The organism is Mesorhizobium sp. NPDC059054 (genome assembly GCF_042739215.1).
GTDB lineage: Bacteria > Pseudomonadota > Alphaproteobacteria > Rhizobiales > Rhizobiaceae > Mesorhizobium.
This window is the reverse complement of record NZ_JBHYHV010000009.1, coordinates 126228-152126: the sequence shown is the minus strand read 5'-3', so window position 1 is coordinate 152126 and position 25899 is coordinate 126228. Positions and strand designations below refer to the sequence as shown.

25 protein-coding genes are annotated in these 25899 nt (G+C 61.9%); 13 read left to right on the top strand and 12 right to left on the bottom strand.

Features of this window, described 5'->3' with window-relative positions; translation table 11 throughout:
• Positions 1-6: 6 nt before the first annotated feature.
• A complete protein-coding gene (locus ACFWXH_RS29945) occupies positions 7-2421 on the bottom strand; it encodes a circularly permuted type 2 ATP-grasp protein (protein WP_379125068.1) in 2415 nt (804 codons plus the stop codon).
• Positions 2422-2599: 178 nt separating this feature from the next.
• Here ACFWXH_RS29945 and leuD point away from each other — a divergent pair, with 178 nt between their 5' ends.
• The 7 genes from leuD to ACFWXH_RS29910 all read left to right on the top strand — a co-directional run bounded on the left by leuD (position 2600) and on the right by ACFWXH_RS29910 (position 8192).
• Positions 2600-3205 (top strand): 3-isopropylmalate dehydratase small subunit, encoded by a 606-nt coding sequence (gene leuD, locus ACFWXH_RS29940; RefSeq protein ID WP_054308507.1) that lies wholly within the window; start codon positions 2600-2602, stop codon positions 3203-3205.
• A gap of 121 nt (positions 3206-3326) precedes the next feature.
• Positions 3327-4244 (top strand): hypothetical protein, encoded by a 918-nt coding sequence (locus ACFWXH_RS29935; RefSeq protein WP_379125067.1) that lies wholly within the window; start codon positions 3327-3329, stop codon positions 4242-4244.
• 21 nt (positions 4245-4265) lie between these two features.
• A complete protein-coding gene (locus ACFWXH_RS29930) occupies positions 4266-4658 on the top strand; it encodes a RidA family protein (protein WP_054308505.1) in 393 nt (130 codons plus the stop codon).
• Positions 4655-5005, top strand: coding sequence for a VOC family protein (locus tag ACFWXH_RS29925; protein ID WP_379125066.1), 351 nt, complete (start codon positions 4655-4657; stop codon positions 5003-5005). The genes ACFWXH_RS29930 and ACFWXH_RS29925 overlap by 4 nt, the downstream gene beginning before the upstream one ends.
• 133 nt (positions 5006-5138) lie before the next feature.
• A complete protein-coding gene (gene leuB, locus ACFWXH_RS29920) occupies positions 5139-6239 on the top strand; it encodes a 3-isopropylmalate dehydrogenase (RefSeq protein WP_379125065.1) in 1101 nt (366 codons plus the stop codon).
• Between the two features lie 118 nt (positions 6240-6357).
• Positions 6358-7143, top strand: a complete 786-nt coding sequence (locus ACFWXH_RS29915; protein WP_379125064.1) for a ThuA domain-containing protein — start codon at positions 6358-6360, stop codon at positions 7141-7143.
• Positions 7143-8192: a Gfo/Idh/MocA family protein gene (locus ACFWXH_RS29910; protein WP_379125063.1), complete on the top strand. Its 1050-nt coding sequence runs from the start codon at positions 7143-7145 to the stop codon at positions 8190-8192. The genes ACFWXH_RS29915 and ACFWXH_RS29910 overlap by 1 nt, the downstream gene beginning before the upstream one ends.
• A 54-nt stretch (positions 8193-8246) precedes the next feature.
• On the opposite strand, the gene ACFWXH_RS29905 is transcribed toward ACFWXH_RS29910, so the two are convergent.
• The gene (locus ACFWXH_RS29905) at positions 8247-9437 is read right to left on the bottom strand and encodes an acyl-CoA dehydrogenase (protein WP_379125062.1); all 1191 of its coding nucleotides are present in this window, start codon (positions 9435-9437) and stop codon (positions 8247-8249) included.
• A 116-nt stretch (positions 9438-9553) separates the two neighbouring features.
• Here ACFWXH_RS29905 and ACFWXH_RS29900 point away from each other — a divergent pair, with 116 nt between their 5' ends.
• Both ACFWXH_RS29900 and ACFWXH_RS29895 read left to right on the top strand, forming a co-directional pair.
• Positions 9554-10468: a LysR family transcriptional regulator gene (locus ACFWXH_RS29900; protein WP_379125061.1), complete on the top strand. Its 915-nt coding sequence runs from the start codon at positions 9554-9556 to the stop codon at positions 10466-10468.
• Positions 10465-10995 carry a putative immunity protein gene (locus ACFWXH_RS29895; protein ID WP_379125060.1) on the top strand — a complete coding sequence of 177 codons (531 nt, stop codon included), beginning with the start codon at positions 10465-10467 and terminating at the stop codon, positions 10993-10995. Before ACFWXH_RS29900 ends, ACFWXH_RS29895 begins: the two co-directional genes overlap by 4 nt.
• Before the next feature lie 32 nt (positions 10996-11027).
• On the opposite strand, the gene ACFWXH_RS29890 is transcribed toward ACFWXH_RS29895, so the two are convergent.
• From ACFWXH_RS29890 to ACFWXH_RS29855, 8 genes are all read right to left on the bottom strand, one after another.
• Positions 11028-12200: a serine hydrolase domain-containing protein gene (locus ACFWXH_RS29890; protein ID WP_379125059.1), complete on the bottom strand. Its 1173-nt coding sequence runs from the start codon at positions 12198-12200 to the stop codon at positions 11028-11030.
• A gap of 66 nt (positions 12201-12266) precedes the next feature.
• Positions 12267-13475: a serine hydrolase domain-containing protein gene (locus tag ACFWXH_RS29885; RefSeq protein ID WP_379125058.1), complete on the bottom strand. Its 1209-nt coding sequence runs from the start codon at positions 13473-13475 to the stop codon at positions 12267-12269.
• 121 nt (positions 13476-13596) lie between these two features.
• Positions 13597-14631, bottom strand: a complete 1035-nt coding sequence (locus tag ACFWXH_RS29880) for an extracellular solute-binding protein (RefSeq protein ID WP_379125057.1) — start codon at positions 14629-14631, stop codon at positions 13597-13599.
• Positions 14632-14840: 209 nt separating this feature from the next.
• Positions 14841-15875 carry an extracellular solute-binding protein gene (locus ACFWXH_RS29875; RefSeq protein WP_054308495.1) on the bottom strand — a complete coding sequence of 345 codons (1035 nt, stop codon included), beginning with the start codon at positions 15873-15875 and terminating at the stop codon, positions 14841-14843.
• Between the two features lie 45 nt (positions 15876-15920).
• Entirely contained in the window at positions 15921-16721 is an 801-nt protein-coding gene (locus tag ACFWXH_RS29870; protein ID WP_054308494.1) for an ABC transporter permease, read from the bottom strand.
• Positions 16714-17634: an ABC transporter permease gene (locus ACFWXH_RS29865; RefSeq protein WP_054308493.1), complete on the bottom strand. Its 921-nt coding sequence runs from the start codon at positions 17632-17634 to the stop codon at positions 16714-16716. The genes ACFWXH_RS29870 and ACFWXH_RS29865 overlap by 8 nt, the downstream gene beginning before the upstream one ends.
• Complete coding sequence (locus ACFWXH_RS29860) at positions 17634-18731, bottom strand: ABC transporter ATP-binding protein (RefSeq protein ID WP_379125056.1); 1098 nt, start codon at positions 18729-18731, stop codon at positions 17634-17636. The genes ACFWXH_RS29865 and ACFWXH_RS29860 overlap by 1 nt, the downstream gene beginning before the upstream one ends.
• Before the next feature lie 134 nt (positions 18732-18865).
• On the bottom strand, positions 18866-20545 hold the full coding sequence (locus ACFWXH_RS29855) for an amidohydrolase (RefSeq protein ID WP_379125055.1): 1680 nt from the start codon (positions 20543-20545) through the stop codon (positions 18866-18868).
• 256 nt (positions 20546-20801) lie between these two features.
• Between ACFWXH_RS29855 and ACFWXH_RS29850 the strand changes: the two genes are divergently transcribed.
• The 4 genes from ACFWXH_RS29850 to ACFWXH_RS29835 all read left to right on the top strand — a co-directional run bounded on the left by ACFWXH_RS29850 (position 20802) and on the right by ACFWXH_RS29835 (position 24358).
• Positions 20802-21458 carry a TetR/AcrR family transcriptional regulator gene (locus ACFWXH_RS29850; protein WP_054308491.1) on the top strand — a complete coding sequence of 219 codons (657 nt, stop codon included), beginning with the start codon at positions 20802-20804 and terminating at the stop codon, positions 21456-21458.
• A 21-nt stretch (positions 21459-21479) separates the two neighbouring features.
• Positions 21480-22511: a histone deacetylase family protein gene (locus ACFWXH_RS29845; RefSeq protein ID WP_379125054.1), complete on the top strand. Its 1032-nt coding sequence runs from the start codon at positions 21480-21482 to the stop codon at positions 22509-22511.
• Positions 22512-22883: 372 nt separating this feature from the next.
• Positions 22884-23594, top strand: coding sequence for a helix-turn-helix domain-containing protein (locus ACFWXH_RS29840; RefSeq protein ID WP_054308489.1), 711 nt, complete (start codon positions 22884-22886; stop codon positions 23592-23594).
• A complete protein-coding gene (locus tag ACFWXH_RS29835) occupies positions 23591-24358 on the top strand; it encodes a response regulator transcription factor (RefSeq protein WP_379125053.1) in 768 nt (255 codons plus the stop codon). The genes ACFWXH_RS29840 and ACFWXH_RS29835 overlap by 4 nt, the downstream gene beginning before the upstream one ends.
• Before the next feature lie 7 nt (positions 24359-24365).
• On the opposite strand, the gene ACFWXH_RS29830 is transcribed toward ACFWXH_RS29835, so the two are convergent.
• Both ACFWXH_RS29830 and flhB read right to left on the bottom strand, forming a co-directional pair.
• Positions 24366-24797, bottom strand: a complete 432-nt coding sequence (locus tag ACFWXH_RS29830; RefSeq protein ID WP_379125052.1) for a hypothetical protein — start codon at positions 24795-24797, stop codon at positions 24366-24368.
• Positions 24794-25876, bottom strand: a complete 1083-nt coding sequence (gene flhB / locus ACFWXH_RS29825; RefSeq protein ID WP_379125051.1) for a flagellar biosynthesis protein FlhB — start codon at positions 25874-25876, stop codon at positions 24794-24796. Before flhB ends, ACFWXH_RS29830 begins: the two co-directional genes overlap by 4 nt.
• Positions 25877-25899: the final 23 nt, after the last annotated feature.

Here is a 25899-nt window from a genome sequence, read left to right as displayed (position 1 = left end):
GGCGCCTCAGCCGAAATAGGCTTTGGCGAGGCTGCCGTAGAGCCCGCCGATTTCATCCGCCAGCATGTTGAGTGCTGCGGCTGTCATGTCCGACGGTTCCTTGACCGCAAGCGCTGTGTTGAGCTTGAGGATATCCTTGGCCGCTGGCGACAGGTGCCCGCTGCCATTCCTGCCCGGCAGCAGTCCTATCTCCATCTTCAGCCGCTCGAGCTGGAAAAAGATCGAACGCGGGTTGAGTGGGTCGAGCACCAGGAGATCGACAACGGTGCTGCGCCCCGCCTGGACCGGATATTGCCTGCGATGGGTCATGACGCTGTCGCCGATCTCCAGCATCATGTCGAGCGCGCCTTCCGGCGCGTCCGGGTGGGTCAACCGTGCCAGCATCCGCGCCGTCTGGATGCCGCGTTCCAGCCGCCGCCCGATCTCCAGGAAACGCCAGCCAGTGAAGCGGTACATGTTTTCATGCAACAGACCGGAAAAGCCGGCCAGTTTGCGCAGGATCACCGTCATGGCGCGTGTGGCATCGTCGCCACGCGAGACCGTCGTCTCGAACAGATGCAGCGTCTTCGACAGATCTTTGAGCGCCAGCCAGCCATCCGGCGAGAACCGGTCGCGCACCTGACCGGCGCTATAGACGGCGCTGTCCATCATATCGAGCAGGCCGTGCGGTATCGGATCGGCGAGATCGATGCCGAGCGGATCGAGATACGCACGCAGTTCGCCGAGCAGCGGCATCGCCGCATCCGAGGTTTCGGCCAACCGAACGTGGTAGGCACGCAGGATGCGGGCGGTGTCTTCGGCGCGCTCGATATAGCGGCCGAGCCACATCAGGTTTTCCGCGGCACGGCTCGGCAGGCTGCCGGGCATGGTGCGGTCGAAACCCTCGCTATCGCGCGGGAACAGCGTCTCGCGTTCCACCGGTTTGTCACTGACCACCCAGACGTCGGCCGCCTGGCCGCCCCGCTGCATGGCGATCGCCGTTGGATCGAGCGAGAAGCCGACGCGTGCGAAGCCGCCGGGCATCACGGTCCAGCCGTTTTGGGTCCGCGCCAGATAGACACGCAGGCTGGCCGGTCGCGGCTCCAGCCGCCCGTCGACGTAGACCGGCGTGGTCGAAAGCGTCACCGCTTCCTGCCCCACGAACGCGCTGCCATCGGTCTCGATGCGCGCGACCAGATCCGCCCGCGCCTCCGCGGACAGAGACGACCCCAGCACGCTGGCGCCGTCATCCTCGAAGGCCAGACGCGTCGAGAGCGCCGGTCCGATCACCATCTGGTCGAGATTGGCCAACACATGCTGGCGCTCGGCCTCCTGTCCACACCACCAGGTTGCAACGGCGGGCAGCAACAGATCTTCCTTGCCTAATTCCTGGCTGATGCGCGGCAGAAACGCGAGCAGCGCGCGCGTTTCGAGAAATCCCGAACCAAGACCGTTCACTGATGTGAGCGCACCTTGGCGCACCGCTTCGACCAGCCCTGGCGTGCCGATCTGTGAATCGGTTCGCAATTCCAGCGGATCGGCGAAGGCCGCGTCGAGGCGCCGCCACAGCACCGAGATCGGTACCAGGCCGGCCACCGTGCGCACCATCAGCCGCCCCTTGGAGACGACGAGGTCCTCGCCTTCGAGAAGCATGATGCCGAGATAGCGGGCAATATAGGCGTGTTCGTAGTAGGTCTCGTTGAGCGGACCGGGCGTCAGGATGGCGACGCGACCTCGCGAGGCCGCTGCCGCGGAATTCAAGGCATCGCGGAAGCGGCGGAAAAATCCGGCAAGGCGATGCACATGCAGTTCGCCGTAAAGTTCGGAAAGCGCACGCGTGGTGGCAACACGGTTTTCCAATGCGAAACCGGCACCTGACGGAGCCTGCATGCGGTCACCCAGCACCCACCAGCGCCCATCCGGCCCTCGGCCAAGTTCAAAGGCGCAGAAATGCAGGAAATGGCCACCGGCAGGTATCGTTCCTGCCAATGGGCGCAGATATTCCGGGCTGCTCGCGACGAGGCCGGGCGGCAGCAAGCCGTTCGCGACAAGCCGGTTCGGTCCGTAAATGTCTGCCGCGATCTGCTCAAACAGGTCGGCGCGTTGGATCAGACCAGCGCTGATTGTCGACCACTCCTTGTCGTCGATCAGCAAAGGCACATGCGCCAGCGGCCACGCGCGCTCATTGGCGCCTGCCTTGTCGTAGACCCGGTAATAGACGCCAGCATCGCGCAGGTATTGATCCGCTCTGGCAAAGCGCTGCGCCAGCTTTTCCGGACCGAGCGCCTGCAGCGCAGCGATAAACGACTTCCAAAGCGGCCGCGGATCGCCCGAGGCATCAACCATCTCATCGACGACACCATCGATCGGCTGATAATGTTCGAGCAGGCTGTGCGCCTGCCCGGCATGCTCCGATCGCTGCTGCTGATTCCCGCTCGCCATAAATGATCTAGAACGTTGCTAGCCGCCTGAGGTCAAGTGTTGTCCACAACAGGATCCAACATGCATTTTCGCTCATCAAGCCTTGGCTGGCCTCAACGATGCGGGCAACTGTCGCCTTTCATTTGCCCGTCGCCTTGTGTAAAGCGGTGCCAGCAAACTCCCAAGATGGGCAAAAGCCATGGACAAGTTCACCAAGCTCACCGGCGTCGCCGCTCCCCTGCCGATCGTCAATGTCGATACCGACATGATCATCCCCAAGGATTATCTCAAGACGATCAAGCGCACCGGACTTGGCAAGGGGCTCTTTGCCGAGATGCGTTTCAATGAGGATGGCTCCGAGAACCCGGATTTCGTTTTGAACAAGCCGGCCTATCGCAAGGCGCAGATCCTGGTCGCCGGCGACAATTTCGGCTGTGGCTCCAGCCGCGAGCACGCGCCCTGGGCACTGCTCGATTTCGGTATCCGCTGCGTGATCTCGACCTCTTTCGCCGACATTTTCTACAACAACTGCTTCAAGAACGGCATCCTGCCGATCACTGTCAGCCAGGAAGACCTCGACAAGCTGATGGACGACGCCGAGCGCGGTGCCAACGCCACCCTCTCGGTCGACCTTGAAGCCAAGGAAATCCGCGGCCCGGATGGCGGCGTCGTCACCTTCGACCTCGACGACTTCAAGCGCCACTGCCTGCTCAATGGCCTCGACGACATCGGCTTGACCATGGAAAAGTCCGGCGCCATTGCCAGCTTCGAAAAGCGCAACGCCGAGCAGCGCCCCTGGGCCTGAGGCCATAACCGGAACGGCGCCCCGGCTGACTTCGTCGGGGCCTTTAGCCTAGGCAGGACCACGGTTGACCAGCCCTAGGCAGCTACGGCAACGATGTTGCCGTGACAAAGGGAGAGCCGCAATGGGACCGTTTTCACGCCTTCTGACGGCAGGCATTCTTTCGGTCGGTTTGGCCGGAACTGCCCTTGCGCAGGAACAGGCTCCTGCCCCGCAGGATGCTCCTGCCGCAACATCTTCCGACAGCAGCGCGCCTGCAACCACCGATGGCGACGAGAAGCCGGCACCAGTCCCTTTCGCTGGCGGCACCTTCACCATCACCGAGCAACCAGAGATGGACAAGATCCTGGCTTATGATGGCAAGGAAATTGCCCGGGACTACTACGTTGGCCTCGACCAGATCGTGAAAGTGGCTGGCATAGATGTCGCACTGTTCAATGTCGGATCGGGCGGCAACCAGTGCGGCCCCGCGACTATAATCGCCTGGAAACCAGAAGGCAGCGCCACGCTCCAAAGCGTGCGGGTCGAACAGGACGAATGCGGCGCCCCACCGACGGCCGTCGCCGAAAACGCCATCTATTTCGTGCCTTATCTCATGCCCGGTGACTCCAACGACGCTTTGCAGTGGTCACCGCAGGACGGCCTGCAGATCGCTGGCCGGCTGACCTACAAGCCCCAACCCAACACCGGCTGGACCGACATCGACCCGTCGAAATACCAGAACATCATCGACGCCTTCCACAATGAGGCCGTTTATGAGGCCGCCGAAAAGCTGCTCGGCGACCAGATGGGCAATGTCGCGACCAGCCTCCTGGTTGGAGGCGGTACGGAAAAGACATCCTCCGGCGCGTTCTACGCAACCGGCTGCGTGCCACATGCCTGCGGCGGCAGCAACGGCTTCATGGCAGTCGACGTCAAGAACAAGGCGCTCTATTTCGCCCAGCAAACCGACAAGCCTGAACCGAATGCCTGGCCGGCGCTGAAGGAATGGCCGGACGAGATCAAGGACGCCTTGAAGAAGGCACTTCAGCAACCGCAATAGCGTCCATCGGGAGGACTATCGATGCGCAGACTGATTTCGACGGGCTCGCCTTTCGAAAAGACGGCGGGCTATTCGCGCGCCGTCGTGCAAGGCGACTGGTGCTTCGTCGCCGGCACCACTGGCTATGACTATGCCACGATGACCATGCCGGACACCGTCGAGGCGCAGGCCCGCAACTGCATGGAGACCATTGCCAAGGCGCTGAAGGAAGGTGGCTTCGAACTGGCCGATGTCGTGCGCGCGCACTACTACCTCACCGACCAGAACGACGTGGACAAGGTCTTCCCTATCCTCGGCGAATATTTCGGCGATATCCGCCCGGCCGCGACCATGATCATCTGCCAACTCAACAAGCCGGAAATGAAGATCGAGATCGAGGTCACCGCACTGCGACGCGGAGCAACGGGCCTGTGACGGTCAAGCGCATCGTCGCCAATGTCGCCACGGCCGATGTCTCGGCCGCCAGGCGTTTCTATGCCGACGTGCTCGGCCTCGATATCCTGATGGATCACGGCTGGATCGCCACCTACGGCAATGGCGAGCGCATGACGGTGCAGGTTTCCTTCGCCGAACAGGGCGGTGCCGATACCCCGGTGCCCGATCTTTCCATCGAGGTGGACGACGTCGACGCCGTGCTTACCGGCATGAAGAAAGCCGGCTTCGCCATCGAATATGGCCCGGCCGACGAACCCTGGGGCGTGCGCCGTTTCTTCGTGCGCGACCCTTTCGGCAAGCTGATCAACATCCTCCAGCACGACTAGCTCGTCGGCAGCACCAATCGATCGGAACCTGAGCCGCCACTCCTGGCGTGCAGACAATGCCAACGGGCTTGCACCACAACGGCCTTGCCGTTAGCAAGGCTGCAATTCTCCGAACCCGTGGAAGGTCCTTCAGATGGCAACGAAAAAACTTCTCCTGCTCGCCGGCGACGGCATCGGCCCAGAGGCCATGGCCGAGGTCAAGAAACTGATCGCGGCGATGAACGAGAAGGGAGCAGGCTTTGCGATCGACGAGGGCCTGGTGGGCGGTTGCGCCTACGATGCGCACGGCCAAGCGATCTCGGAAGAGGATATGGGCAAGGCACTTGCCGCGGACGCGGTGCTGTTCGGCGCCGTCGGCGGCCCGAAGTGGGATAGCGTGCCTTACGAGGTGCGCCCGGAAGCCGGTTTGCTGCGCTTGCGCAAGGACATGGAGCTGTTCGCCAATCTGCGCCCGGCGATCTGCTATCCGGCGCTCGCCGCCTCTTCCTCGCTCAAGCAGGAAGTCGTCGAGGGTCTCGACATCCTGATCGTCCGCGAACTGACCGGCGGCGTCTATTTCGGCGAGCCCAAGCAGATCATCGACCTCGGCAACGGCCAGAAGCGCGGCATCGACACGCAGGTCTACGATACCTTCGAAATCGAACGCATCTCCGGCGTCGCCTTCGAGCTCGCCCGCACCCGCAAGAACCACGTGACGTCGATGGAAAAGCGCAACGTCATGAAATCAGGCGTTCTGTGGAACGAGGTCGTCAGCGCGACCCACAAGGCGAAATACGCCGACGTCAAGCTCGACCACATGCTGGCGGATGCCGGCGGCATGCAGTTGGTGCGCTGGCCCAAGCAGTTCGACGTCATCGTGACCGACAACCTGTTCGGCGACATGCTGTCGGATGTCGCTGCCATGCTGACCGGCTCGCTCGGCATGCTCCCGTCGGCCTCGCTCGGTGCGCCGGATGCCAAGACCGGCAAACGCAAGGCGCTCTACGAGCCGGTGCATGGCTCCGCGCCTGATATCGCGGGCAAGGGTATCGCCAACCCCATCGCCATGATCGCTTCTTTCGCCATGTGCCTGCGCTATTCCTTCAACATGGTGGCCGAGGCCGACCGCCTCGAGGCGGCCATCGCCGCCGTGCTGGACGATGGCCTGCGCACGAAGGACGTCATGTCCGAAGGCAAGACGGAAGTCGGGACAACCGCCATGGGCGATGCCATCATCGCCAAATTCCTCGCTTAACCGGCGTTCAGCCGGCCCGACAGGGCCGGCCATTCTCCTGCACGATTGTCTCTTGCGGTCCCCGTCGCTCATGCTGTAATTGAACCGATCCAATCAATTCGATCGTGGGAGATGCGGCATGCCGATCAGAGCACTGGTGTGGGGCGAGAACGTGCATGAACAGGAAAGTGCCGTCGTTGCGGATATCTATCCGCTCGGCATGCACGGCACCATTGCGGCGGCCCTCAACCAGGACAAGGACATCGCGGCCGAAACCGTTGTCCTTCAGGATCCCGAACACGGGCTGACCGAAGAGCGCCTGGCAAAGACCGACGTGCTCGTCTGGTGGGGCCATGCCGCCCACGGCAAGGTCGAGGACGCCATCGTCGAACGCGTGCAGCAACGGGTCTGGGAAGGCATGGGGCTGATCGTCCTGCACTCCGGCCATTTCTCCAAGATCTTCAAGCGGCTCATGGGCACACCCTGCTCCTTGAAATGGCGCGAGGCCGGCGAACGTGAGCGCATCTGGGTGGTCAACCGCAACCATCCCATCGCCAAGGGGCTGGGCGAATGCATCGAGCTGCCGAACGAGGAAATGTACGGCGAGCCCTTCACCGTGCCGGAACCGATGGAGACGGTTTTCGTCTCCTGGTTCGAGGGTGGCGAGGTGTTCCGTTCAGGCCTCACCTATCAGCGTGGCGCTGGCCGTATCTTCTATTTCCGTCCAGGCCATGAGACCTACCCAACCTACCACCATCCCGACGTGCACACCGTGCTGCGCAATGCCGTGCATTGGGCGCATAACCCGGCGCCGGCCTGGGCAACGATCACGGACGCGCCGAACGTGCCGGTATCGGCTGCCAAGGAGCCGCTGGTCGAGAAGGGACCCAAGCTGCACAAGGATGGCGACGAGGGCCTGCGTTGATGCGCCGGCTGCTGCTTCTCGGCACCGGCGGCATCGCCGGCCAGCATATGGAGGAATTCGGCAAAGTGCCCGAATGCCGCATCGTTGCCTGCGCCGATGCATTGCCGGGCCGGGCAGCGGCCTATGCGGAAAAGAACGGTATCCCCCACGCCTTCGACGGCCTGGAAGAGGCGCTCGCCTGGGGCGAATTCGATGCGGCCATCAATGCCACGCCGGATGGCGTGCACCGGGAAACGACGCTCACGCTGCTTGCCGCCGGCAAGCACGTGTTCTGCGAAAAGCCGCTGGCACCCAACCATGCCGATGCGCTGGAGATGACCGAGGCCGCCGAACGCGCCGGCCTGATCAACATGGTCAATCTGACCTATCGCAACTCGCCAGCCCTGCAACGCGCCCGACAGATGGTGGAGGCCGGTGAACTCGGCGAACTGCGCCATGTCGAGGCAAGCTACCGGCAAAGCTGGCTGGTCGGCAAAGCCTGGGGCGACTGGCGCACGGCCGATCAATGGCTCTGGCGGCTGTCGACCGAACACGGCTCGACCGGCGTGCTCGGCGATGTCGGCATCCACATTCTCGATTTCGCGACCTATGGCGCCGCCGACGACATCGCCAGCCTCAACGCCGAACTGGTCACCTTCCCCAAGGCTCCGGGCGACCAGATCGACAAGTATCGACTGGATGCCAATGACAGCGTGGCGATGACCGCGCGCTTCCAGTCCGGTGCGCTGGCCACCATCGTCGCCACGCGTTATGCGACCGGCCACCTGAACGATCTCGAATTGAAGCTGCACGGCACGAAGGGCGCGCTCTGGGTAGAGACCAACGGCAGGACTTCGTCGCTGAAGGGTTGTTTCGGCGAGGATATCGACACTGTCGCCTGGCGCGATCTCGAGTCGCCTCAGATCAGGCGCAATGCACGCCGCTTCGTTGACGCGCTGCTTTCCGGCGTCAACGGCGACCCGTCGTTTCGCCGTGCCACCAACATGCAGAAATTGATCGACGCCGCATTTCTCAGCAGCAACGACAAACGCCCGATTGCCATCGTCTGAGCATCACGGCGCTGGATGCCTTCTCCCCGCGACGGGGAGAAGGCGGAGCACATCTCAGAAGAAAGCCTGCAGGCCGGTCTGAGCCCGGCCGAGGATCAGCGCGTGCACGTCGTGCGCGCCCTCATAGGTGTTGACCGTCTCGAGGTTCTGCGCGTGGCGCATGACATGGTAGCCGATCTGGATGCCGTTACCGCCGTGCATATCCCGCGCCATGCGGGCGATGTCGAGCGCCTTGCCGCAATTGTTGCGCTTGACGATGGAGATCATCTCCGGCGCCATCTTGCCCTCGTCCATCAGCCGGCCGACGCGCAGCGAGCCCTGCAGACCGAGCGCGATGTCGGTCTGCATGTCGGCGAGCTTCTTCTGATAGAGCTGCATGCCAGCCAGCGGCTTGCCGAACTGCTTGCGGTCGAGGCCATACTGGCGGGCACGATGCCAGCAGTCTTCCGCGGCACCCATGGCGCCCCAGGAAATGCCGTAACGGGCACGGTTCAAGCAGCCGAATGGACCCTTGAGACCGGAGACGTTGGGCAGCAGCGCATCTTCGCCGACCTCGACGCCCTCCATGACGATCTCGCCCGTGATCGAGGCGCGCAGCGAAAGCTTGCCGCCGATCTTCGGAGCCGACAGGCCCTTCATACCCTTTTCCAGCACGAAACCACGGATCTGGTTGTCGTGCGCAGCCGACTTTGCCCAGACCACGAACACGTCGGCGATCGGCGCGTTGGAAATCCACATCTTCGAACCGGAGATGCGATAGCCGTTTGCCGTCTTTTCGGCGCGGGTCTTCATGCCGCCCGGATCGGAACCGGCGTCCGGCTCGGTCAGGCCGAAGCAGCCGATCCATTCGCCGGAAGCGAGCTTCGGCAGATACTTCTTGCGCTGCTCCTCCGAACCGTAGGCGTGGATCGGATACATGACCAGCGATGACTGCACGCTCATCATCGAACGATAGCCGCTGTCGATCCGCTCGACTTCGCGGGCGACGAGACCGTAGGTGACATAGTTGGCGCCAAGCCCGCCATACTCTTCCGGCACGGTGATGCCGAGCAGGCCGGCCTCGCCCATCTCGCGGAAGATCGCCGGATCGGTCTTTTCTTCCATGTAGGCGTCTTCGATGCGCGGCGCGAGCTTGTCGGCGGCAAACGCCGCAGCACCGTCGCGGATCATGCGTTCGTCTTCTGAAAGCTGGTCCTCGATGAGCAACGGATCGTCCCAGACGAAGGCGTTCTTTTCGGCAGCCATGCATATTTCTCCCAGAAAGCGCGGCCAGAAGGCACAGAATGCCGGGCTTATCGGCCCCTGTCCGGAAAAAAGCAAATGAAATTGCCTCGGAGATCAATGACGATTAGTAATGGATCATGAGTGTGCAACGCCGCCTTTTGCCGACCACCGGAGCGCTGGCCGCATTCGAGGCTGTGGCGCGGCTCGGTTCCTTCACCGCGGCAGCACAGGAACTGGCGTTGACCCAGGGCGCCATCAGCAGGCAGATCAAGCTGTTGGAGGACCAGTTCGGCAAGCGGCTGATCGAACGCGACAGCCGCAATGTCCAACTCTCGCCTGAAGGCGAGATCTATGCCGAAACGGTGCGCGCCGCACTTGGCCAGCTTCGCGAAGCAGCACTTGGATTGATGAGCAATCGGCATGGCGGGGTGTTGAACCTCGCCATTTTGCCCACTTTCGGCACGCGATGGCTGATGCCGCTGATCCCGGAATTTGTCGAGCAGAACCCGGACATCACCATCAACTTCGCCACCCGCATCGGCCGTTTCGACTTTGCCCGCGAGCGACTGGATGCCGCCATTCACGTCGGTCAGCCCGATTGGCCGGGCGCAACGTCGACCCTTCTGATGCGTGAGGAGGTGGCGCCGGTCGCAGCGCCCGAGTTCCTGAGGGCAAACGCGGTGGCTGAACCGCGCGATCTTGGCCGGCTGCCGCTGCTGCACATGGCCTCGCGCCCCGGCGGTTGGGCTGAGTGGTTCGAGCATCAGGGGCTCGCCGCGCCCACCGGGCCCGGCATGCAGTTCGAGCAGTTCTCGACGGCAGCCCAGGCCTGCATCGCCGGCCTCGGCATCGCGCTGCTGCCGCTGTTCCTGATCACCGGCGAGTTGCAGCGCAGCCAGTTGGTGCCAGCGCCCGGCCGCGCGATGCAGAGCCGCAGCGCCTACTATCTAGTGGTGCCCAACGAAAAGCGGCTCTACCCGCCGGTCGCCAGTTTCCGCAGCTGGCTGCTCACCAAACTGCCGCAAACGGACAGCGGGGCAACCGAGCGATGACGGACGAGATCATCCTGAGTATGGACGATCTGCGCGAAGTCACGGCTTTTGCCGCCGAAAACGCCGCGGCTGTACTGAAGATATTCGAAACATTGCATCCGTTGGATACCCGCCCGCGCAAAGCCATCGACGCCGCCTGGGCATTTGCTCGGGGAGACAAGCGCGGCAAAGCGCTGCGCGATGCGTCCTGGGCTGCCCTCAAGGCAGCACAGGAATGCGAAGACGCGGCCGCGAACCAGGCCGCACGGGCTGCCATGTGCGCCTCCTCGGCGCCTTACCTGCATCCGCTGGCCCGCTCCACTCAGGTCAGGCACATTCTTGGCGCGGCCGCGCATGGTGGCCACGCAGCCGAGCTTGCGGAGGGAGATGCAGCGGATGTTGCAATCCGCCATCTCGAACGCACCGCCAAGCATGCGAGCCCGGCAGTCATCGAGGTTCTGTGCCACTATCCTTCGCCACCAGCCGGTGGAGGACGCGTGGGAGAACTGCTCCGCATCCTCGACGGCATGCTTCGGGCCGAAAGATAGATCGCCAGGCAACCGACAGCTGAGAAGCTGCGTCACACCATCTTTGCGAGCGCTTCGAAGAAATCGACATTATCGTGGTCGAGCGGATCATCGACCGGCGTCGGCTGCGACGACATCTTGACGATGACCACCTCGCTTGCCGGATCGACGAACAGCCACTGGCCATGAATGCCGATGCCGCAATAGGAACCCTTGCCGCTCTGATACCATTTGTTGCGGTAGCGCCCTTCTGCAAACAGATGCGCAAAGTCGCCTCGCTTCCAGGCCTCGAGACTGCCTGCGGTCGTCGTGTCTCGAACCCAGGCTTCCGGCACCACTTGCCGGCCATTGGCCACGCCACCCTGGCGCATCATCTCGCCGACGCGGGCAAGGTCACGCGGCGTCAGTGAGACGCCACCGGCGGCGCGCGCGGTGCCGGCACGGTCGACCGTGATGGCACCTTCGCCACAGGCACCGAGCGGCGCCCATAGTTTTTCGCTGAACAGCTCCGGCACACGCTTGCCGGAAGCGCGCTCGACCAGAATACCGAGCAGGTCGGAATTCGGCGAGCGGTAGCGGAACACTTCGCCATGCGGCTCGGGCCTGCGCTTGAGCGACAGCAGGAACTCTTCCAGCCCTTCGTCGCCGCCGCCCGGATTCCACAGCGTCGCGCGGCGATAACGCGCAAACGCGCTCTCAGGATCGAGATAGGCTTCCTCGAAATCGAGGCTCACCGTCATATCGAGCACGTGGCGCACCGTCGCATCGCCATAGGCCGAACCGGTTGCTCCCGGAACGTAGGCCGTGATCGGCGCTTCCGGATCAAACCGTCCCTCGCCTTCCAGAATGCCGGCGAGGATCGCCGTCAACGACTTGCTGATCGAAAAGGCGATGTGACGGTTGCCAGACGGCATATGCGGCGCGAACCAGTCGCCGACAAACCTGCCACCTTTCATGACGGCCAGTGCATCGGCGCTGGAGCGATCGAGAAATGCCGCAATCGTCTCGGTTCCACTGGAAAGCGAAACCGTTTCGCCGAGCAAGCCGCTGAAATCGGCTCCAGTTGTTTCAGAAGCACCCGCTGAGGCGCCGATGCGCGCGCTTGGCACCAGCTCCCCGACATTCTGGAACGACCAGCGATTGAACGGCGCCGTGCGCCAGTTCACCAAAGTCACGTCACCGCGGCGGAAGCCGAATTTCTCCTCGAATTGGGTTGGGCTGGTCACGTCTTGTCCTTCCTGGATAGTGCGCAGCGCAGGAGGCTTGGGTACCCGCGCTCTACATCGATTGATCTATTCGGCGACGGAGCCCAGCTCTGTCGCGATGGCCGCGATCGCCTTCAGCGTCGCCACCGCATAAGGCGTGTTCGAGAAATCCGGAAAGGACGACAGCTTCACCGTCACCATCCGGCTGTTCCAATCCACATGGATGAGCTGGCCGAAGACACCCCGGCACATCAGTGCACGCGAACGCGGATCCTGGATCCAGAACTGGTTTCGATAGCTGCCTTCCGGCAGGCTTTCCGAGAACTGCGAGCCATGCACACCAACCCTCGTCGCCTCGATCCAATCGGCAGGCACGATGCCCGCACCATTGTCGAGGATCATCTGGCCGAACCGTGCATAGTCACGGAGCGTGGCGTTGAAGCCACCATCGGCCAGTGCGTAGCCGGCGCTGTCCACGGTGAAGCACGCACTTTCCTCCGCGCCAAGCTTCTGCCACAGCTCTTGCGAAACAAGGTCGGCCAGCCTGCGTCCGGTCACGCGCTCCATGATGAAGGCCAGCACATCCGTCTCGATCGACCGATATTCGAAGGCAGCACCATGCGGCCGCGTGGTCTGCTTGAGCCGCAGGATGAGTTCCCACACATGTGCCGGCCACGGGAAGGAAGGATCGCTGCCCGGTGGCACCGGTTTCCAGCCGGAAGCAACGTCAACCTGGCCGATGTCGGAATAGCGATCGGTATAGGCCTCCGAAAACGTCACGCCGGTCGTCATGTCGAGCACATGCTGGACGCTCGCGCCCGCCCAGCCAGTCACCGCAAGTTCGGGAAGATAGGTCGTTACCGGCTTTGCCGGATCGATCAGGCCACGACCGACAAGGATTCCACAGACCGCCGCCGTGACCGACTTGGCCATCGACTGGGATAGATGCAGCGAGCGCGGCGTCATGCCGTTGAAATAGCGCTCATAGACCACCGCGCCGTCTTTCAGCACCAGGAAGCCGTCGGTAAAGGTTTCATCGAGCAGGCCGGCGAGCGTCGAGGGGCGGCCAACGCTGTCGGTCACCGACAGTGCATCCAGATCGATCTCGGCGCGCGGCAATTCGTTTACCGGGCCAGCACCGCGCCAGACCTCCACGGTTGGCACGATCTGGCGCATGTTCTGGAAGGCCCAGCGGTTCCAGGGTGCCCTGTCCCAATCGAGCCGGGGCGGCACTAGGGCCGGCGGCGAGCCTTGCATGATCGGCGGGCGCGGATCACTGTTGCGGTAGGGCTGCATGGGAGCGCCTCCTGCGACATTTTCTGAATTCTTGAAACGATGTCTGGCGCAACCGACGACGGTTCGCCAGCATCGGGTAGGCCGTCCGGCAGCCATTGCCGCCGGACGACAAGACGACTTGCTACTTACGCAGCTCGGTCCAGATCTTCTTGTAGAGCGTGTCCGCTTCTTCCGAACACATCAGCGCCATGGTGCCATGCGGCTTGGCCTCGGCCGGAACGACGATCTCCGGCGCATCGCGCATCTCGGCCGGCATGAACTTTTCCGAACCGGCGACCCCATTGGCGTAGCGGTGGAAAGCGGAAAGCCCGGCAGCGACTTCTGGATCCATGATGAAGTTCTGGAACAGCTTGGCGTTCTCGGCATTCTTCGCGTCCTTCAGGACCACGACATTGTCGGACCAGTAGGTGAAGCCTTCCTTCGGATAGCCGTAGTGAACCTCGGGATGCGCCAGGCGGATGCGCAGACCGGCGCCGTTCCAGGTGGACGAGGCCTTGAAGTCGCCAGCACCCATCTTGTCGACAGCGCCATATTCCATGGCGATCCAGTTCGGCTTGGCAGCCGTCAGCAGGTCGCGCACCTTTTTCAGCACTTCCTTGTCGGCCGTGCACTGCTCGCCGCCGACATAGCGGATGGCGGCCGTCATCACGTCCTTCATCTCGGGAACGACGTTGACCTTGCCCTTCAGCTCGTCGGGCGTCTTAAAGACGATATCCCAGGTGTTGATGTCGCCCTTGTAGACATCCGTGTTGACGACGACGCCGACCGTGCCCCAGGCCCATGGCACCGAGTATTTGCGGCCGGGGTCGAAGTCGGGATTGGCCCATTCCGGCGCGATGTTCTTGAAATTGTCCATGCCACCTGGATTGGTCTCGAGCAGCAGGCCTTCCTGGATCCAGATCGGCAGATGCGTCTGCGAGGGCACCACGATGTCGAAACCGGAGCCGCCCTGACGCACCTTGGCCAAAGCCGTGTCATTGGAATCGTAGTCCGTAATGGTGACCTTGACCTTGTACTTTTCCTCGAACTTCTTGATCACGTCCGGGTTGGTGTAGTTGCCCCAGTTGTAAATGTTGAGCGCGCCTTCCGCGCGGGCCAGGCCCGTCGCTGCAAGCAGCGCCAGCGCCGCCGTCGCGGCAAACAATCTCGAGTTCATGACAAGGGCTCCTTCTTCCAATCTGCGATGTTTCTGCCTTCTTCAGGCAAAAAGCTTGTGACGGCCGGGACCGTTTGTCGGTCCCGGCTTCGTGCTAGAGCGTTTCCGTTTTTTAACGGAAACGCTCTAACTCTTTGTTTTTACGCAATTCCGGACGGAAAACCGCTACGCGCTTTTCCTGGAATTGCTCTGGCGGGGTTTGAAGCTGCTTACTTCTGCAGCTCGGTCCAGATCTTGCTGTAGATCTCCTGAATTTCCGGCGAGCACAGACGCTGCAACTCGCCGAGCGACTTCACGTCGGCAGGGATGTTCACCTCCGGCGCATCCTTCATGTCGGCGGGCATGAACTTCTCCGAACCGGCGATGCCGTTGGCATAGCGGTGGAAGGCCGAGTTCAGCGCGGCGTTTTCCGGGTCCATCATGAAGTTCTGGAACAGCTTGGCGTTCTCGACGTTCTTGGCTTCCTTGAGCACCACGACGTTATCGCTCCAGAGGCCATAACCCTCCTTCGGATAGTTGTAGTGGATGGCCGGATTGGCCAGCCGCTGGCGTAGAGCCGAGCCGTTCCAGTCGCTGGTCGCCTTGAAGTCGCCGGCGCCCATCTTCTCGATGGTGTTGTATTCCATCGCGATCCAGTTCGGCTTGGCTGCGACCAGCATGTCGCGCACCTTCTTCAGCACTGCCTTGTCCTCGGTGCACTGCTGGCCACCCGCATATTTGATGGCGGCGAAGATCACGTCGTTCATTTCGGGAACGACATTGACCTTGCCCTTGAGCTCGTCTGGCGTGTCGAAGATGATGCCCCAGCTGTTTGCCGGCCCCTTGTAGGCATCGGTGTTGACGACCACGCCGATCGTACCCCAGGCCCATGGCACGGTGTATTTGCGGCCGGGGTCGAAATCGGGATTCGCCCATTCCGGCGCCACGTTCTTGAAGTTCTCCATCTTGCCGGGATCGGTCTCCTGGATGAGACCTTCCTTGATCCAGATCGGGATAAAGGTCTGCGACGGAATGGCGATGTCGAAGCCGGTGCCGCCCTGGCGCACCTTGGCGAGCGCGGTATCGTTGGAATCGTAGTCGGTGACCGTGACCTTGACGTTGTATTGTTTCTCGAACTTCTTGATCATGTCGGGGCTGATGTAGTTGCCCCAGTTATAGATGTTGAGCGCGCCCTCGGCATGGGCAAGGCCCGACGAGGCGAGCAGCGCCAGCCCTACGGCTGTCGCAGTGGTCTTCCAGTTCATTCTGTTCTCCCATTATTGCTTTGTTATTGACCTCGGCTTTCGGCTTCAGTCGCGTTTCCTGCTGACGAAGAAAAACAACGTGACGATGACCACCGACAGCAGCAGGAAGGCCGTCGATATCGCGTTGATCTCAGGCGTGATGCCGCGGCGGATCTGGCCGAGCATGTAGGTCGGCAGCGTGTCCTGGCCGCCCGACTTGACGAATTCGGTGATGACGACGTCGTCGAGCGAGATCACGAACGCCAACATCAGTCCGGCCAGGATGCCCGGCCACAGCAGCGGCAGCGTCACCCGCCGAAACGCCTGCCAGGGCGTCGCGTAGAGGTCCGCAGCCGCGCGTTCCAGCGACAGGTCCATGTTTTCCAGCCGCGCGCGGATCGGCAGATAGGCGAAGGGAATGCAGAAGGCCGTATGGGCGGCGATCAGATAACCTAGGCCCGAATAGCCGGTGAAGATCTTGATGCGTGAGAAGAAGATCAGGAGCGCCACGCCGGTGACGATTTCCGGCACCATCAGCGGCTGGTTGATCATCGCATATTTGAAGGTCAGTCCTGGATAGGGCGGCGTGCGGGTGGTCGCCAGCGCCGCCATCGTGGCAGCGATCGTGGCAAGCGTCGCGGCGATCGCCGCGATCTGGAAGGACCGCAGCGTGGCGTCGATGACCTGCGCATTCTGCGATGCGGACTGGAACCATTTCAGCGAGAAGCCGCCCCATTCCGACGTCGACGGCGCCTCGTTGAAGGCATAGACGACCAGTACGATGATCGGCATGTAGAGCGCAACGAAGCACACGGCGGCGATCGTCGTGAAGCCCGGCTGGTGGCGGATCGAGAAGCTCTTAGCCATGCCGCACCTCCTGCGAACCGGCGTTACGCACATAGACGAGCAGCGCAACCATGACGATGAGCATGACAGTGATCGACAGCGCCGAGCCCAGCGGCCAGTTGCGGCCCTGGCCGAACTGCAGCTCGATCAGGTTGGATAGCATCATGTTCTTGCCGCCGCCGAGCACGCTGGGCGTCACATAGGCGCCGATGGCCGGGATGAAGACAAGGATCGAACCGGCTATGACGCCCGGCTTGACCAGCGGGAAGATGATGCGGCGCAGCACCTGCCAGCGCGAGGCGTAGAGATCGTAGCCGGCCTCGACCAGGCGGAAATCGAGCTTCTCCATCGAGGCATAGACCGGCAGCACCATCAGCGGCAGGTAGACATAAGCCATGCCGATCAGGATCGCGACGTCGGTGTAGAGGATCTGGATCGGAGCCGAGACGATGCCGAGCTTCATCAGCACAGTGTTGACGATGCCTTCGTTGCGGATGATCTGCAGCACCGCGAAGGTGCGGATGAGCAGGTTCGTCCAGAACGGGATGGTGATCAGGAACAGCCAAAGATCGCGCGTCTTTTCGCTGCGCGTCGCCATGAAGTACGCGGTCGGAAAGCCGAGCGCCAAGGTGATGAGCGTCGTGATGATCGCGAGCTTCACCGAGCGCCAGAAGATGCTGATATGGGCACCTGCCAGCGACAGCGTGTCGTCGAAGATGTCGCGCTCGAACAGCACCGAGACCCAGGCCTCGGGCGAGAATTGCCACTTCACATCGCCATAGGAACCGGGCGTCAGGAAGGAATAGACGAGCACGATCGCCAGCGGACCGACAGCGGCGAAGAAAATGGTGAGCAAGGCGGGCGCGGAGAGGTACCAGCGATTGCGGATGTCGCGCCGGTCGGCCGCCCTGGCGATTTCCTCGGCGGTGGCCATCAATCCCTCAACACTTGCGCTGCGTCGTCGCCGATGGCGATGCCGGCCTTGTCGCCTGCTTCGAAACCGCAGCCGGCGCTGCGTGCATTCTGCTGGCGCACGATGAACAGGTCATTGCTGCCGTCGAGCCGCACATGGATATGCGTGTCGGTGCCGAAATAAACGATGTTTTCAACCGTGCCCGAAAGCTCCGCCTTGCCCTTGACCAGCTTGGCGTGTTCGGGCCGCACCACCACTGTGGCTTCCGCCTTCGGCTGGAAGCCGTCGGCGACGCTGGCCGTGATGGTGGCGCCGGATTTCAACGTGGCGCGCGCCTTGCCGTTTTCGACGCCGGCGATCGAGGCGGTCAGGAAATTGGTCTCGCCGATGAAGTCGGCAACGAAGCGGTCGGCCGGCTTGTCGTAGATATCCCACGGCGAGCCTACCTGCAGGATCTTGCCCGACGACATCACCGCGATGCGATCGGACATGGTCAACGCTTCCTCCTGGTCGTGCGTGACGAAGATGAAGGTGATTCCGGTCTGGTTCTGCAGCCGCTTCAATTCGATCTGCATCTCCTTGCGCAGCTTGTAGTCGAGCGCCGACAGCGGCTCGTCGAGCAGCAGCACTTTCGGCTGTGGCGCCAGCGCACGGGCCAACGCTACGCGTTGCTGCTGACCGCCGGAAATCTGGCTGGTACGCCGCGAAGCCAGATGCTCCATGCGCACGAGCTTCAGCATCTCGGCCACGCGGGCCTTGACCTCGGCCTTGGGCTTGCGCAGCATTTCAAGGCCGAAGCCGATATTCTGGGCTACTGTCATATGCGGGAACAGCGCATAGCTTTGGAAGACTGTGTTGACCGGACGCTTGAACGGCGGCAGCAGCGCGATGTCGTCGCCATAGAGCAGGATCTCGCCGGCGCTCGGATAGTCGAAGCCGGCGATCAGCCGAAGCAGCGTCGTCTTTCCGCAGCCCGAAGGCCCTAGCAGTGTGAAGAACTCGTTTTCCCGGATCGAAACCGAGACCGTGTCCAATGCGGCAACCGCCGCCTCCCCAGAACCGAAGACCTTCCGCACGCCGCGGACTTCGATCGCGTTCTTACCCGGTTGTTCCGGCACGCAAACCCCTCTTTGTGTTCTTGGCCTGCCCCCGAAAGCAGGCCTTTTTTCTGTTTCAGATTGTCACCACAAGCGATCGTGCTTGGCAACAATTGGATCGAATACCGGTTCCAGAGACGAAACGAATGTTCACCTCAGGCCTGATAGGTAATCTTGCCGCCGCAGATCGTGACAGCCGGCCGCACCTCGTGTAGCCGCTGCAGCGCCACCGCTTCGATGTCCCGCGAAAGCACGACAAGGTCGGCGAGGAACCCTTGCTTCAGCCTGCCCTTGCGATGCTCCATGAATTCCGCATAGGCCCCTTCCACCGTGTAGGCGGCAAGCGACTCCATCAGCGAGAAGCTCTGGTCGGGATCGCCTTCCGCCCACGGCTTGCGCAGCACTGCCGCCTGGACGCCAAGGATCGGGTCGATCGGCGAAACCGGCCAGTCAGAGGCGAAGACGACGTGGGCGCCCGCGTTCTTCAGCGTGCGCCAGGCATAGCTCAATGGCCAGCGCGCCTTGCCGATACGCGATATGGTCGGCTCCAACGGAAAATCCATCGCGCCCGGCGGATGCGGAGGCTGCATCGAGGCAATGACGCCAAGTTCGGCAAACCGCGGAATATCGGAAGGGGCAACCACCTCGATATGTTCGATGCGGTGACGGCTCTCGCGCTTGCCATTGGTGTCAGCCGCCGCTTCGTAACCGTCGAGAACCGCCTGCACAGCCCCGTCGCCGATGGAATGCACCGCGATCTGCAAGCCGCGTGCGTCGATGGCGACGGCCAGCTGCTTGAACTCGTCCGGCGTGAACAGCGGTTCACCGACCCAATCGGGACGGTCGGCATAAGGCTCGATCATCACCGCCGTCCAGGAATCCAACACGCCGTCGTAGAAAACCTTGACGATGCCGGACGACAGCCACTCGCTGTCGAAGCGCTCAGCCATCGCCGAGGCTTTCTCCAGAATGTCGAGTTTCATGAAATTCTTGAAGTGGAAAGGTATCTGCACGCGGCAGGAAAGCCCTTCCTCGGCCTCGATCTCAGCCAGCAATTCGAGCTGATAAAGATTGCCGTCCATATTCTGGATCGAGGTGATGCCGTGCTCGGCACACCAGGCCAGGCCACGCCGCATGATGTCGCGATCGGCCGCACGCTGCTGAGGCGTTGGCGCGGGATCGGGCTCCCCGCCGGTCGACAGGCCGAGCCGCACGCGCTCTTCGCCGGCCAAGGCCAGCACGGGCCCAAACGCCTCACCTTCCCGCAGTTCGCCCTCGGCCAATCCGTCTTCGCCCATGACGATCTCATTGCCGGGGCCGAGCGTGCGGCCATGCAGCACGCCGGCTGCTTCGAGCGCCTTGGTGTTGGCCCACATCGTATGGTGGTCGGGTGCGGCCATGCAGAACGGTCGGTGAGGCAGGATCGCATCGAGATGGTGCCGCGTCACCCGCTCCTCGCCGAGGATCGTGTAGTCGGCGCTCTGCGCGACCAGCATCGGCGCATCAGGCCGGGAGGCTGCATAAGCAAGAACCGCATCCTTTAGGGCGTCGAACCCGTGCACGCCGGAAAGTTGCAGATGCGCCAACTCGGCAGCACCGGAAAACAGATGCATATGCGCTTCGATAAAGCCGGGAAGCACCGAACCGCCCTTGGCGTCGATGACTTTGGTGGCCGGCCCCTTGAGGGCCTCAACGGCAGCGAGGCCCCCGACTGCAAGGATAGATCCATCCTTGATGGCAACGGCTTCGGCGACGGGACAATCGTCATCCATGGTCAGCACACGGCCGTTGATCACGATCAGATCGGCATGTTGAACCGCACCAGTGACAGACATCGCGACTCCGCGCTTTTGACTGACCGAGACCGCCTCAATCTGTACCTCACGCCCGATCGCCCCGCTGGAGCGGCCGGAGGGAACTGAATTGATGCCGGTTCGCCGCCTCTGGAATTCCCCTGAGTTTCCCTAAAGACAGCGTGTAGAAAAAATGCGACTATTTATTCGCGTTTGTCAATATGTGGAATCGACGATGCCTTGTGGACAGCACCCTGCGCGTATGCTGAGAGCTGAGGGGGAACGAAGGATCCAAGCAGTGAAGCGCGATCTCAAACGCAAGACCAAGATAGCGCTCGAACCGCGCAAGCAACCGCGGCAGGAACGATCGAGCAAGGTAGTCGATCGAATTCTCGATGCCGCGTTGATTCTGACCAGAGAGCAGGGAACGAAGACACCGACAACGCTTGCCATTGCGCAGCGCGCCGGCTTGTCTGTCGGCTCGATCTATCAATACTATCCCAACAAGGAAGCCATTCTTCTCGACCTCGCCCGGCGTTGGCTGGGAGCATTTCCCGAAGTGATCGAGAAACGCACCAGAGTTCCGCGCCCGACGACCCGCGATGCGTTTCAGCGCGAAGTGCGCGAACTCTTCATCGACACATCCAGGCTCTATCTTGAAAATGCCAGTCTGATGCCGGTCATCGAGGCCATCACCGGCAATCCGGATCTGAGGCCTATCCAGAACGAATACGATGACCAGATCATCGCCCTTTACGCAGCCTGGCTGCGGCACGTGAACCCCTCACTTGAAGGCGAAGTCGCGAGCCGGCTGGGTGTGGTGATGATGGAGGTCGGGCACGTCTGCCGCCTCGTCGGCCTCAAGAAGGACCGCAGGACCTTCGATCTCATCCAGGACGATGTCGAGATCATGTGGATCGCCCTGGTTACTCCCTATCTCGACCTCAACCAATAACCACTCCAGGGAAGGAACTTCATGAAGACCGTCTATTCGCCACTCCATGCCGGCCACGCCGGCACGATGGAGTTGATGTCGGGTGCGATAGTCCCCGGCTTCGAAAAACCGTCCCGCGCCGAGATCATCAAGGCACGCGTCGAGAGCGAAAAGCTGGGGCCGATCCTGGCGCCGGAGATCCATGACCTTGTCGCAGCCAGGCGCATTCACAAGGCCGACTACATCGACTTCCTGCCAACCGTCTATCCTGAATGGGAAGCGCTTGGCCGTTCCGGCTCGGCTATCCCCTACGCCTGGCCGACGCGCGGCCTGCGGGGCGATGTCGTGCCCGGCACCATCGATGCCAAACTGGGCTACTATTCCTTCGACGCCGGCGCGCCTTTCGTCAAAGGCACATGGGAAGCGATCAAGTCGTCCTATGACGTGGCTCTGACCGGAGCCAAGCTGGTCAAGAATGGTGAGCCGGCTGCCTTCGCGCTGTGCCGCCCGCCCGGTCACCATGCCGGCGCCGGTTTCATGGGCGGCTATTGCTACATCAACAACGCTGCCGTCGCCGCGCAATGGTTCCTCGACCAGGGCGCAAAACGCGTCGCAATCCTCGACGTCGACTATCACCACGGCAACGGCACGCAGGAGATCTTCTATTCCCGGCCCGACGTGCAGGTGCTGAACCTGCATGGCGACCCCATGGTTGAATACCCCTACTTCCTCGGCCACGCCGATGAACGTGGCGAGGGTGCCGGAGAAGGCTTCAACGTCAACTACCCGCTGCCCTTCGGCACGACCTGGGAAACCTGGAATGCCGCCCTGGAGGACGCCTGCGCGAAACTCACGGCCTATGGCCCGGACATCGTCGTCGTTTCACTTGGCGTCGACACTTTCGAAAAGGATCCCATCAGCCAGTTCAAGCTCAAGAGCAGCGACTATCCCAAGATCGGCTCGCGCATCGCCAAGTTGAACCTGCCGACACTGTTCGTGATGGAAGGCGGCTATGCCGTCGACGAAATCGGCGTGAATGCGGTTGGCGTCCTGACCGGGTTCGAGGGGCGTTAGATCCCCGTCCGCCTTGCGGACGACAGTCCGCGAGGCATTTTTTCACGGCTCGAAATCCAGCAAATGCAAGGCCTGAGTCGGGCTTGTGAGTCCGCTGATTCACAATCTGTCAATTCCCGTTTGAAGTCAGATTCATCAACAGCTAAATTAAACCCGAATCAGCCGTTCCGCGGGGGCGCGGCGAACCTTCTAAAGTCCTGTTGTACCGGAATTTTCCGGCGCAAGACGCGATGGGTTTCGCGTTCCCTTCCGGATTCGGCCGACAGGCGCCGTTCTGCGCCAAGCGTGCGTTTTAGGTGAATGTGACGCGTACCGGCGTCCGGGGCTGCTGAACCAGCACCGGGCATAAGAATCGATTCTGGCCTGAAGACTATGACAGCCTTTGCAGCGCCTATAACGTCCGACACGATCGGAACACGTTTGGCCTCTCGCGCGGACCTGACCGGGTTTCTGACCCAGCTCTCCGACGAGATCGGTGCCGACAGCTACATGCTGGTGGCCATCATTCATGACGAGGAACGCAACGATGCCCGCATCGTCGCCTCGAACTGGCTGTACGATGCGATCGAATTGATCGGCAAACATCTGATCGCCGCTCTTGCCTACGGTCCCCTCACCTCTTCGCCGGGCAATCGCCCTCGCGCACTGGTAGCCTCCCACGCAGAAACGTCGGCGGGGCTGTTGAGTGGTGAGGAAGCCAGGCTGCTCGACGTGCTGGGGCACGGAGAGCTTTATTCTCTGCGTCTCGATGTCGGCCGTCAGCGTCTTTTCGTGTTGTTCTCCGCGGCTGAGGCCGGCAGCATCCAACAGGCAGCCCTCAGCAGGGCCCAGTTGAAATGCTGCTATGCGCTCTCGCAGGTGCCGCAGCTTCTCGCTGCCGCCGCGCTCCAGGACCCGCTTTCCGACCGCGAGCGCGAATGCCTGTTCTGGGTCTCGGAAGGCAAGACCACCGAGGAGGTGGCCGTCATCCTTGGCGTCTCCGCCAACACGGTCAACAGCTACATTACACACGCCATCCAGAAGTTCTCCGCTTCCAACCGGGCGATGGCAATTGCGACAGCGATCAGGAGTGGCATCATTTGACCCACGCTCGCGCACACGAGATTGCGGACGATCCGTTCTTTGCGCATCGCAATCCTTTCGGCGCCGCAACGGCGAACTCCGATCTCTATACAGTCACGATACCCGACGCGGTGCGCCGCTGCCGCTGGATCGCCATGGACATCAACGCCAGCGCATTCGGTCTCTATTTCATCACCCCGTCGGCCGACCGGCCACGGCTGATGCCGTGTTTCGATTCCGACTATCCGGGTTTGGCCGGAGCAACCCGCAATATTTCCGCTGCCGCCAGCGAGGAGATCATCCTGCATGCGCGCCGCTCCACCGGCCCGCGATGCTGGTCGGATGAAGCTGACCATAGCGCCGAGAGCAGCAACGTCTTTCCCTGGATCGAGCGCACGACCGCCCTGGTTTCCAATACAACCGGCATCGCCTTCCCCGTCCATGCCGAGCGTAGCCAGAGTGGACTGGTTGTTTTCTTCGGCACGAACATCACACCGCTGCTCGGCGACGTCATCTACGACATCCACGCCCGCTGCTTCTCGCTGTTCGATGCCGTGTCTCGCATCCAGCCAAGTGATGCCAGTCGGGCGCGAACCATGTCGAAGCGCGAACTGGAGTGCCTGAAGTTGACCGCCAATGGCTACACCAGCGAGGGGATCGCCCGGCTTCTGAAGCTGTCAGTTCACACCGCCAATCAATATCTCACCCAGTCGGCGCAAAAGCTCGATGCGGTAAACCGCGCGCAGGCGGTCGCCAAGGCGTTGCGCCTCGGCCTCATCGACTGAGCCTGCTTTATCCGATCGGTTCCGGACGCCGTATGCGGGAGCTCTCCAACATCGTCTCCAGCAACGCGGTGTTTCGCTCGGGATCTTCGTCCGGTTTCTCGAACGAAATGTAGTTCAACACCACGGAGGCTTCGTTTTCGGTCAGCGTGAGCTGGAAATAGACCGTGACGCCGCGGGGCCTGAGCTCCAGGTCGAGCACGATGCGCGGCGAGCCGCTCCAGTCGACATGCGCCTCGCCGCCATTGCCGAGCCGCAGCGTGCCCGGAACGAAGAACAGTTCGGATGCTGAATCCACCAGATCCGACAGGCACGCGAAATGCTCGAGCCGGATGAAAGCGATGTAGTCGGCGACATCGATGAGCCTTAGTTCGGCCACCACCTGTTCGATGGCACGGGCTACGATGACTTCGCGCGAAAGTGTGTGTGGCTGTCGGTTCATGAGGTCCGTCGGCGCTCTGCCTTTTTCGAGTAGACGATGCGTACCAGCTCTGCCACTGCTTGGTAAAATTGTGATGGGATGACGCTATCAACCGAAACTTGCTTGTACATGGAGCGAGCAAGCGCAATGTCTTCGAAAATCGGGATATTGTGCTCGCGCGCGATTTCACGGATGCGCAGCGCCACCAGGTCCTGACCCTTGGCGAGCACCACCGGTGCCGCATCCTGATCGCGGACGTAGCGCAGCGCGATCGAGAAATGGGTCGGGTTGGCGATGACGAGTGTGGCATTGGGCACCGCCGTCATCATGCGCTGCCTTGCCCTGTCGCGCGCCAGCGAGCGCAATCTCGACTTGACGATCGGGTCGCCTTCCGACTGTTTCAGCTCGTCCTTCACTTCCTGCTTGCTCATTCTCAAATCGCGCCGCCAATGGAAGCGTGACCAGACGAAGTCGGCGGCGGCGATGACCGTCATGACGAAGACGATCGCCACAAGGATCTGGATGGCGATCGAGCGGATGACCAGACTGAATTCGACGGGACCGGTGATCATGCCGTTGAGCAGTCGGCGATGGTCCTGCGACAAGGTGAAGATCAGCACGGCGATGACGAAGCCGAGCTTGGCGAGTGACTTCAGGAACTCGACGAATCCCTGCAGGCCGAACAGCCGCTTCCAGCCTTGGGCGAGCGAAATGCGCGACCATTGCGGTCTGATCCGCTCACCAATGAACTGCGGTACATTCTGGAATACCGAAGCACCAACGCCCGCGATTACCAGAAGCACCAGCAGGGCAACCACAGCCCGACCGATCTCGGCCATGACCATTCCATAGAGATGAATGACATCCGTCTCGGTATCGATCGACCAGGATTCCGGCCGCTCTAGGAACGAAGCCAGGAAGACGCTGAGACTCACGGTCGCTTCGCGCGCATAGAAAATCGTGAAGACCAGGATGGCTACGAAGGAGGTAAGGAGCGCGGCCTCCTTGGAGTGGGGCAGCTTGCCCTTCTCCATCGTGTCGCGGATCTTCTTCTCGGTGGGTTCCTCTGTTTTGGAATCCTTGTCGTCGGCTTCCGCCATGCCGCGCCTGCCGTGCTATTTCG